Here is an 11,212-nt window from a genome sequence, read left to right on the forward strand (position 1 = left end):
AACACATTAAAAAAGTTTAAAACTAAAACACAAAAAATAGACTAAAAAACTAAAACAAAAACTAAAAAACATCTAAAACCATATCCAACAATCATAAACCTTTATTTTAATTATGGATAATCTCCTATAAATACTTAAATAAAATATTATCTAATAGCTATTATAAATTTAGCTATTAATTAAAAAGGAACAACATAATTATAGTTAAAAAAGTATTAAATAAATAATAAGAATTAATAAAAGCTAAATAAATAATAAGTTAAGGAGATAAAATATCTAAATTAAAGACTTAATTAAATCATTAGCTCTGATTAAACCAACGAGTTCTCCATCAACACCAATTATTGGAATCTGTTCTATTTTATTTTCATACATTCTTTTTGCACATTCAGAAACTCTTGTTTTAGTGTTTGCTGTTGCAACTTGATTAGTAGAAACATCCAATACATTTTTATCAGAAAATTTAAGCATATGCTTTTCAACATAAAGGACAGATTTACTATCCCATGACCATTTATCCCCTTCTGTTCCAACAGTAGAATTATGAACACTTGTTTCTGAAACAACTTCACTTTCATTAATAAAATCAGTTTCAGTTAAAATTCCACTAATTTTAGTTTCATCATCTAATGCAATGAGGCATTTAAAGTTAAAAGACCTCATCATTTCAAAAGCAACGTTTAATGGAGTTTTTTCCCATACTGTTGGAATCATCCTAACCATATAATTCTCTACAGGATCTTCAATGTTCATTTCAGTTATAGCAGATGAAACCAAATCTGATGCTGTAACAATACCTATTAAATCTTCATTATCATCAAGAACTGGAATCCTTCTAACTTGATTATCTAACATTTTCTTAGCTACAATCTTTACATCTTCATTTAAAGAAGTTGTAGCTAAATCTCTTGACATTAATAAAGCCAGTTGATCTTCACCAGGATTTTCAATTAAATCTGACCTTGTTATAATTCCAACTAACTTTTTAGATCCTTCTTTTACAACAGGAAGACCTGAAACATTCTTACTTATCATTAATTCTAAAGCTTTCTCACGATTCCCTGGAACTGAAACATGTACAATCTTATCAGTCATTATATCTTTCACTAACATGTTAACACCTAATTAATAAAATAATTATGAATAAATATTCCCTATAATACTACATAATAATCAACATAATAGTAATTATAATAGTAATCATAATAAGTTCAATCATTTAAAACTATAAAAAATACAATTAACTGATTTTTAAAAAAAAATAATTAATTATATTAATTATCGCCCTATCTAATTTTTAATTTAAAGAAGGAAATAAGTTTTAAGAAGAATAATATTATTTAATAAACAGAACAGAAGATTTGTTTGAACGAATTACCTTATCAGATACACTGCCAATTAAAAATTTCTGAAAACCTGATTTTTGAGAGTTTCCAAATACCACAAGATCAATATCTTCTTCATCAATTATTTTTAAAATGATATCTGCAGGAACTCCTTCATATACTTGAGTTTTAACTTTAATATCAGAATAAGATTCTTTTATTTCCTGTTCTGCTTTTTTAACATTGTCTTCAGCCATAACAGTAAGTGCCCCTATAATTTCAGATAAATTTTCTGCTACAGGAAGTCCACTTGCAAAACTTGTTTCAGCCACACTTACAATTATTATTTCTGCATTACTTGCTTCTGCAATAAAAGCTGCATGTTTCAGTGATTTTTCTGAAATAGCCTGCCCATCAGTAGGCAATAAAATCTTATTATACATTAAAAACCTCCACCAATATAGAATAATAATATACATCCTTAAAATAATAAATAGCTGCTAAACTAATTGATCAGATTGTTTAACCATGTTATCTATTTAATCATGTTAAAATTATGTTAAATGATTTATAAAAATTAATTTAATTTATGAGTATATTATTTTTAATAATATTATTATGATTAATTAAGTATAAAATATTTTTTGTTTCAACTCTATTTATCATGTTCAAATAAGGATTTTTTGAAATATTTTTTACAATCATTAATTGAGGAATTTGATTTTCAGCAATTATAGATTTATTTACAATCCTATTAACTACATTAACCTCATCATTATGATTGAAATCATTACCCCAATTGGTAAGAGTACTCCCATGATTATGACAATAATGATCATGCACATGTATATTAGTTGTTGCCATTTTAAGTATTTCCTTTGGAGACACATAATCCTTAGATAATGCTCTGGATATTTTCAATATAAAATTCATTTCTCTAAGTAAATTAGGTGAATTTAACATTATATTATCAGTTCCAATTAATGGTTTAATTCCTTTTTTCAAAATATCTACTAAAGGAGGATTTCCAAGAGATAAAATAGCATTAGAACCTGGACATAATGCTAAATAATTATTTTTATTATTATTTTTATTAAGTATTAGATCTAAATCATTCTTCATTGGATAAGTTAAATGAATTAAAAGGTCAAATTCTGCATCAATAGCTAAATTTAACTCAGTTTTTCCAAATTTATTAATAGAGTCTTTTTGAACTTGCTCATACTCCCCCACATGAATAGAGGAAATTTTCCCTGCTTTTTCACATTCTTCAGCTATTAATTTTGCAACTTCAAAACTAATTTCACCAAATCCACTTGGAGCTATTCCATCACAAGTCTTAAGAAGTTTACGAATAGCTATTTTAACTTTAGATAAAGATTCATCCTTTTTATAGAATATATCATCCCGACCTAAAATAATTGGAGTAATTGGAATATTTTCAGCTGCTTTTTTAAGAAGTTTAACTCCTTTAATTCCTCCCTCACGATAATCAATAAAATGAGTAGTTCCAGAATCTAACATATCCCACATTGATCTTTTAATACTTCCTATAACCTCATCATCATCAGCTTCCCCAATAGCTTTGTGTTTTAATCCGTTAGGAGGTTTAACAATTTCATCAATCGTTTTACCATCCCCAATATCTTTAATAAATGAATCACCAATATGTGTATGAGCATTAAGAAAACTAGGGCAAACTAAACAGCCTGTTGCATCAATTACCTCCCCTTCACAAACATCAGGAGAAATCTCAATAATCTCACCCTCACAGATCAATATATTAGATTTTTTAGGTTCAAGTTCAATTCCATATAAAACTAAACCATTTTTAATTGTATACATTAAATAGTATTATATTTTAATTTATATTTAATATTTATCAAAATAAAAACAATAGAAATAATACTATAAATAAATTAGTAATAACTAAATAAATTATAGTTATTAATATATAGAACAGAATAGAGCAAATTAATGTAAATCTTAAACTAATTAGTCATGATTAACTAATATTCATTATTACTGTTAATTGAAGAACTATAAAGCATTTTATTCTTTTTTAAATCAAATATCTCCATAATAGTTATATGAGGTATATGTACAAAATATATAACTAATTAATTACATAAATAGAAATAGTTATTATTATACAACTCAAATTAATACTACATATTGAGGAGTTAAAGTGAATAGAAAACAATTAGATATTGAGTTTGCAAATTCTTTGAATCATCCAGAAATTGAAAAAGTCATTTTATTTGGATCTGTTGCACGAGGTGAAGATACAGAAGATTCTGATATAGATATTCTTATATTAACCTCTAATATTGATGATGATTTAAAAATTGAAGATGAGATATATACTAAAGTTTTTGACATACTTCTTGAAATGGGAGAACGTATTTCTTTAAAAATAATACCTTTAGATCATTATAAAACACATAGTGATTTTCCTTTTTATGTTAATATTGAAAGTGATGGTGTTTTAATTGGATGAAAAAGTAAATATTACATTTAAAAAATCATTAGAACTTTTAAAAGTAGCCTGATTAAATTTTGAAAATGAATTTTATTCTGATTGTATTAATAGATCATATTACACTGTTTTTCATGCAGCCAATGCATTATTAATTAAAAAAGGAATATCTACTAAAACACATAGTAGAACTATAGTGAATTTGGTTTAGAATATATTGTTAATGGAGATTTTGATAAAGTAATAGGAAAATTTTTTTCTAATCTTGAAGATGATAGAGAGAAGGCAGATTATGATTACTCTTTTAGTTCAACAAAAAATAAAGCTAAAAAAGATTTAGATAATGCTAAAAAATTTGTAGAAGAATGTGAAAGGTTTTTATAAGTTTTTAACTATTTTAATTTTGTTATTTAATTGCACAGTCAATTAGGTTACTGATTTGAAATTTTTGAGCATTATTTTATTATTATGATCTCTTTTTAAGCTTGAATTTTTGATAATAATGAATCATATTCCTTTATTTCTCATTGATTTTACAGTAAGACTTTTATAGTATTAATTTGACTGTGCCTGATTAACTACAATAAAAATAAAGTGATTTAATCTTATGAATTAAAGATATATCCAAATAATTTAGCTATTTTCATCAATATATTCATTTAATGACTTAACATCAACATCATTGTTTTGAACAGCATCAATAGCATTTAAAGCTGCTTTTGCCCCAGCTATTGTTGTAACATAAGGTATTCCTAATTCAATAGCTAAACGTCTTATTTTATATCCGTCTGCAGCGGAAAGTTTTCCAGATGGCGTGTTTATTATTAAATCTACATCCCTATTAAGTATAAAATCACTTACATTTGGAGAAGTTTGGCTTATTTTACCTACCTTTTGAATAGCTACATCTGGTGCAGCATCAGCAGTTCCTGGGGTGGCTATTAATTTAAAACCTAAATTATTTGCTTTTTCTGCAATTGGTTGGATTTTAGGTTTATCTTGCTCTTTAACGCTGATAAAAATTGTTCCAGATTCTGGAAGATCCATTCCAGCAGCAAGCTGAGACTTATAGAATGCTAATCCAAAATTTTTATCTATACCCATACTTTCACCAGTAGATTTCATTTCAGGACCAAGAATTGCATCAGCCTCAGGAAGTTTTAAAAATGGGAAAACAGATTCTTTAACAGCTACATGATTAAGTTTTATTTCTTTTGTTAATCCATAATCTTTTAATTTCTTACCAATAATGAGTTGTGATGCTATCTTTGCAAGTGGAACTCCTATTGCTTTACTTACAAATGGAATAGTCCTACTTGCTCTTGGATTTGCTTCTATAATATACACTTTATTCTCATCTAACTTAACAGCATATTGAATATTCATAAGTCCAACAACATCAAGTTCAATAGCCAACTTATGAGAGTATTCTCTTATTGTATCAAGAATATCATCTGGAATAGATTGTGGAGGTATGACACATGCAGAATCTCCTGAGTGAATTCCTGCTTCTTCAATATGTTCCATTATTCCTCCAATGAACACATCCTCCTTGTCAGATAATATATCTACATCTACTTCAATGGCATCTTCTAAGAATTTATCAACAAGGATTGGGTGTTCAGGTGATACTCTTACAGCTTCTTCCATGTACTCCTTAAGCTCATAGTCATCATAAACTATTTCCATTGCTCTTCCACCAATTACATAAGAAGGTCTAACAAGTACAGGGAACCCTATTTTTTTAGCTGCATCTCTTGCATCTTTAAATGAATTAGCAAGTCCATATGGAGCTTGAGGAATGTTTAATTTTTCAAGAACTTTTGTAAAACGTTGCCTATCTTCAACACGATCAATACTTTCATAAGGAGTTCCAAGTATTTTAACCCCAGCATTTGCAAGTGGAACAGCTAAATTAATTGAAGTTTGCCCACCAAATTGGACAATCACTCCCTCTGGTTGTTCTCTATCAATAATAGACATTACATCTTCAAAGGTTAATGGTTCAAAAAATAGCTTATCTGAAACATCATAATCTGTACTTACAGTTTCAGGATTATTATTAATAATTATTGTTTCAATTCCCTCATCTTTTAATGCTAAGCTTGAATGAACACAACAATAATCAAATTCAATTCCTTGACCTATTCTAATTGGTCCTGCACCTAAAATTACAATTTTTCTTTTCTTTGAAATATTGGATTCAGTAACATCATAATTATAATTATTACTATTAATATTAATATTAGTATTAATATTAGTATTATTATTACTATTATTATTTGTATTATTATTCGTATTATTATTCGTATTACTATTAGTATTATTATTAGTATTACTGTTATTATTCTTTATCTCAAACTTTGCATGATTCTTTTTACTTCCAATTCCATCATAGTTACTATAATAATATGGTGTTTTAGCTTCAAATTCTGCTGCACATGTATCAACCATATTATAATCACTAATAATTCCATTTTCTAATCTTAATTGCCTAATTTTAGACTCATTAGCCCCTACAAGTTCACTAATACGATTATCAGAAAATCCCATTTTCTTAGCTTGAATTAGAAGTTTTAAAAATAGCTCTTTATTTTTAAATGAATCAGAACTTATTTTTTTCTCAAAATCAACGATATTTTTAATTTTATTTAAAAAGAAAGTATCAATTTGTGTTAGCTTGTGAAGTTCATTTATAGGCATACCAATTTTTATTGCACTGTATAATTGGAATAATCGTTCATCTGTAGGATTTTTTAAGTCATCTTTACTAAAATCAACTTCTTCAAAACCATTTAGTCCAATATCAAGAGAACGGATAGCTTTATGTAAAGATTCTTCAATTGTTCGTCCAATAGCCATTACTTCCCCTGTGGATTTCATTTGAACTCCAATTTTTCTGTTAATTCCTTTAAATTTATCAAATGGCCATCTTGGGATTTTTGAAATAATATAATCTAATGCTGGTTCAAATGATGCTGGTGTTTCTTTAGTAATATCATTTCTAATTTCATCTAATGTCATTCCAATAGCTATTTTTGAGGATATTTTAGCTATTGGATATCCAGTAGCTTTTGAAGCAAGTGCACTACTTCTACTTACACGAGGATTTACTTCAATAACTTTATATTCACTTGTTTCAGGATTTACTGCAAATTGAATATTACATCCTCCCTCTATTCCAAGTGCTCTGATTATTTTAATAGATGCATCTCTTAACATCTGAGATTCAATGTCATTTAAGTTTTGTGCTGGTGCTACAACTATACTTTCACCAGTATGAATCCCCATTGGATCAATATTTTCCATATTACAAACTATGATACAAGTATCATTTTTGTCCCTCATTACTTCATATTCAAACTCTTTCCATCCTAAAACAGACTCATCAATGAGAACTTGATGAATAAAGCTCATATCAAGTCCATGTGTAGCTATTTCTACAAGTTCCTCTTGATTTGTAGCTACTCCACCACCAGTTCCACCAAGTGTAAAAGCAGGTCTAACAATAACAGGATAACCAATTTCTCCAACAGCTTTAATCGCATCATCTATTGATTCAACAGCCCTGGATTTTGGAGTTGGTTCATTTAGTTTCTTCATGAATCCATCAAAGAGATCCCTATCTTCTACATTTTTAATAGTTTGAGCAGAAGACCCTAAAATTTTAATTCCATCTAATGCACCAATATCATCAAGTCCCATTGCAACATTTAATGCTGTTTGACCTCCCATTGTAGGTAAAATCCCATCAACTTTCTCCTTTTCAATGATTTTAGCTACAATTTCTGGAGTTAAGGGCTCCACATAAACTCTATCTGCCATATCCATATCTGTTTGAATTGTAGCAGGATTACTGTTAATCAAAACTGTTTCAATTCCCTCTTCTTTAATAGATTTACAAGCTTGAGATCCTGAATAATCAAATTCTGCAGCCTGACCTATTTGAATAGGTCCAGACCCAATTATAAGTACTTTTTTAATATTATTATCAATTGGCATTATAATCCTCTTTAATATTCTTCAATCATTGAATTAAACTTGTCAAATATGTAATTAGTATCATTAGGACCAGGACCTGCTTCAGGATGGTATTGCACACAATGAATTGGTAACTCCTTATGGGAAAACCCTTCAGGAGTATTATCATTAAGATTAATTTGAGTAAGTTCAAGGTCTCTTTCAACTAATGATTCAGTATCTACACTAAAACCATGGTTTTGAGAAGTTATAAATACTTTTCCAGATTTCAAATCTTTAACTGGTTGATTAGCTCCTCTATGACCAAATTTCATTTTATATGTTTTCACACCAAATGATTTAGATACAATTTGCTGTCCCATACATATACCAAAAATTGGAAGCTTCTCGTGAAGTCCTTTAATAGTTTCAACAGTATCCAGTAGCCGTGCAGGATTTCCAGGTCCACATGAAACCATAAGTCCACCTACATCATAATCTAAAACATCTTTGGCAGTAGAATTATAAGGAAACAAAACAACCCCTATATCTCTTTTAAGAAAACCATTGATAATATTTCGTTTAACTCCACAATCAATAATAGCTACTTTTTTATTAAGCTCCTCAGCAAACACAACAGGTTTTTTGGTTGATACCATAGGAACAAGATCAATATCTTCAATACATGGATGATTTTTAGCTAAAGCTATTAATTCATCATCATCAACATCCTCAGTTGAAATTGCACAATTCATAGATCCATTTTCACGGATTTTAATAGTTAAATCCCTTGTATCCACACCACTAATCCCAGGAACTTTAAAATCATTTAAAAATTCATCAAGCGTCTTTTGAGATGAAAACATTGATGGTTCTCTGCACAATTCCCTTACAATATATCCCTCAACCTGAATTTTATTAGATTGATACCATGATTCACTTACACCATAATTTCCCTGAAGAGGGTAAGTTGACATTAAAACTTGACCTTTAAATGAGGGATCAGTTAAAGATTCAACATATCCTGCCATCCCCGTTGAAAAAACAATTTCACCAAGTTTAGTAGTTTCATGCCCAAAACCTTCACCCTTAATTATTGTTCCATCTTCTAAAGCTAATTTAGCTCCAATTTCCATTAAATCACCATTTTTTATGAAGATATAAATTATTAACAATACCTTATTGTTAATAATATAAAATCGACTAAAATTAATAAGTAATACTAAATTTAATATTATAATTAATAAATGAAAATGCAATTAAAATGACTTCAACAGAATCATATTTTTAGTTTATATTTTTCCAATTAAAGTCAATGATTATTAAATAATATTTTTACATTAATGATATAAAAATATCTTTATTTTTTATCTAATTTAAACTATATTAATATGTCTTAAATAAAAAGAATATGAGAAATAATTAAACCAAAAATCTTCATTTTCAAATAAGTGACTTTTGACAGTGCTCTAGTTTTTAATATATTTTTTACAGTTACATTTGAGCAAGCTGAAGACTGTGTAAAGAATTCACATGATAAGTAGTTGTGATTATTATTTAATTTTTGATTAGTAATACTGATTTTTCGCACAATTTTATAATTCCAGAAGAATTATATGAATTCATGACCAAAAAGTTAAAAAGGAATTTTGAAAAATTCATACAACACCTTAAACATCCATTTCTACCATCCACCAACAATGTATCTGAAAATTACTTCGGAATAACATTATCTAACCCACTTAAAAGATTACATCGAACTGATTTAGGATTAAAAATGAGGAACTGTTTTGCTGAGAGAAGATGGGATGAAAAAAATGCTGTTTAAAAATTAACACAGGACTATTTTAACAGAGCCTATAATTTTTAATTTTAATTAACTATAATTAACTATAAATATTTGTAAAGTTAATAATTTTAATTATATTAGATATTTTTGATATTGGAGAGTAAATAATGGCTAAATCATTAATTGAAGAGTTACCAAAAATTCTTAAAAGAGGAAAAAAGGAAGCAAATAAAATTTTAGGGGGGGTAATTATAGTTTAAGCTTACAAACAAATGAATATGTACTCCCTTCTAAAGATGAAAGTGGATATTTTAAAGAAAAAGCTAAAGAAATTGATGAAAATTCATGGTTGAATCGACTCATTTATGGAGATAATTTGTTAACTCTCAAAGCTTTGTTAACAGAGAGTGAAAATAGTCCTTCTATGAGAGGAAAAATAGATTTGATATATATTGACCCTCCTTTCGATTCAAAAGCAGATTACAGAACAAAAGTTAATCTTCAAAATGGAGATATCCAACAAAAACCAACGGTAATAGAACAATTTGCATACAAAGACACTTGGAAAGACGGAACTGCAAGCTATTTAGAAATGATGGTTCCAAGACTAATTTTAATGAGAGAATTGTTATCTGAGAAAGGTTCTATTTATGTTCATATCGATTGGCATGTAGGACATTATTTAAAAGTTATAATGGATGATATTTTTGGTAAAGACAATTTTAGGAATGAAATTATTTGGCAAAGCTCAAAAACTGTTGGAAGAATGTCTAGAGAAGAACAAAAAAAATTTGATATGATTTGTGATTCAATATTTCTTTATGCTAAATCAAGCGAAACATCTATTACAAAACAACGAAGAAAAATATATTATAATGATAAAGAAGCATTAAAAAAATTTAAATTTGATGAACAGAAAAGATTATATTTCAAAGATTCACCTAAAGGAAATTACTCTGAGGATTCAATTAAAAAATTAGATAACGAAGGAAGAATTTATTGGACAAAAAATGGTACTCCTAGAATTAAAACTTTTTTAGAAAAAATAAAAAAAGGTAAAATAGAATATTCCATTGAAGAAATAAAAGTAGCCAATTTATGGAATGATTTATCAGATATGATGCATATTTCAAATAATGAAAAAACAGGATATACAACCCAAAAGCCATTTGATTTACTTGAAAGAATCATAAAAGCTTCTTCTAATGAAAATTCTATTGTAGCTGACTTTTTTTGTGGTTCTGGAACAACAGGAGCAGTAGCGGAAAAATTAGGTAGAAAATGGATAATGTCTGATTTAGGTAAACCTGCTTGTATGATAACAAGAAAAAGACTCATAGATCAAGATTCAAATCCTTTTTTATTTCAATCTATTGGGGATTATCAAAAAGAGCAATATGAACAATCAGAATTTAGTACAATCCGAGATTTATCTCATGTTGTAATACATCTTTATTTTGATGCAATACCATTTAATGAAAATACTTATACAAATTTAGGTTATATTAAAGAATCTAAAACCCTTATTTATGCACAGCTGTTAAGTTAAGGATTTTTCATGTTAGATATGTAGTGTGTAATGTTGTGATGTTTTTTGTTTATATTCTTATTTTTCTTTTAGCATGTTTTTTATTCTTGATATTGTTAGTCTTGTGTGTC

The 11,212-nt window shown here is 27.7% G+C and carries 8 protein-coding genes and 1 pseudogene; 4 read left to right on the forward strand and 5 right to left on the reverse strand.

Annotated elements, in window-relative coordinates; translation table 11 throughout:
• Positions 1 to 276: 276 nt before the first annotated feature.
• From MBFIL_RS09350 to MBFIL_RS09360, 3 genes are all read right to left on the reverse strand, one after another.
• A complete protein-coding gene (locus tag MBFIL_RS09350; RefSeq protein ID WP_066973860.1) occupies positions 277 to 1,113 on the reverse strand; it encodes a CBS domain-containing protein in 837 nt (278 codons plus the stop codon).
• Positions 1,114 to 1,336: 223 nt separating this feature from the next.
• Positions 1,337 to 1,768 carry a universal stress protein gene (locus MBFIL_RS09355; RefSeq protein ID WP_066973862.1) on the reverse strand — a complete coding sequence of 144 codons (432 nt, stop codon included), beginning with the start codon at positions 1,766 to 1,768 and terminating at the stop codon, positions 1,337 to 1,339.
• 139 nt (positions 1,769 to 1,907) lie between these two features.
• Entirely contained in the window at positions 1,908 to 3,170 is a 1,263-nt protein-coding gene (locus MBFIL_RS09360; RefSeq protein WP_066973864.1) for an amidohydrolase family protein, read from the reverse strand.
• A gap of 343 nt (positions 3,171 to 3,513) precedes the next feature.
• Here MBFIL_RS09360 and MBFIL_RS09365 point away from each other — a divergent pair, with 343 nt between their 5' ends.
• Both MBFIL_RS09365 and MBFIL_RS11275 read left to right on the forward strand, forming a co-directional pair.
• Entirely contained in the window at positions 3,514 to 3,825 is a 312-nt protein-coding gene (locus MBFIL_RS09365; RefSeq protein ID WP_066973866.1) for a nucleotidyltransferase domain-containing protein, read from the forward strand.
• Positions 3,826 to 3,892: 67 nt separating this feature from the next.
• Positions 3,893 to 4,015 (forward strand): annotated as a pseudogene (locus MBFIL_RS11275) (HEPN domain-containing protein); the annotation flags it as partial.
• Positions 4,016 to 4,437: 422 nt separating this feature from the next.
• Here the strand turns inward: MBFIL_RS11275 and carB are convergent.
• Both carB and carA read right to left on the reverse strand, forming a co-directional pair.
• Entirely contained in the window at positions 4,438 to 7,806 is a 3,369-nt protein-coding gene (gene carB, locus MBFIL_RS09370) for a carbamoyl-phosphate synthase large subunit (RefSeq protein WP_066973868.1), read from the reverse strand.
• Positions 7,807 to 7,817: 11 nt separating this feature from the next.
• On the reverse strand, positions 7,818 to 8,900 hold the full coding sequence (gene carA / locus MBFIL_RS09375) for a glutamine-hydrolyzing carbamoyl-phosphate synthase small subunit (RefSeq protein ID WP_066973870.1): 1,083 nt from the start codon (positions 8,898 to 8,900) through the stop codon (positions 7,818 to 7,820).
• Between the two features lie 488 nt (positions 8,901 to 9,388).
• Here carA and MBFIL_RS09380 point away from each other — a divergent pair, with 488 nt between their 5' ends.
• Positions 9,389 to 9,592: a hypothetical protein gene (locus MBFIL_RS09380; RefSeq protein ID WP_157078747.1), complete on the forward strand. Its 204-nt coding sequence runs from the start codon at positions 9,389 to 9,391 to the stop codon at positions 9,590 to 9,592.
• Positions 9,593 to 9,929: 337 nt separating this feature from the next.
• The gene (locus MBFIL_RS09385) at positions 9,930 to 11,102 is read left to right on the forward strand and encodes a site-specific DNA-methyltransferase (RefSeq protein ID WP_066973874.1); all 1,173 of its coding nucleotides are present in this window, start codon (positions 9,930 to 9,932) and stop codon (positions 11,100 to 11,102) included.
• The last annotated feature ends 110 nt before the right edge of the window (positions 11,103 to 11,212 follow it).

The organism is Methanobrevibacter filiformis (genome assembly GCF_001639265.1).
Classification (GTDB): Archaea; Methanobacteriota; Methanobacteria; order Methanobacteriales; family Methanobacteriaceae; genus Methanacia; species Methanacia filiformis.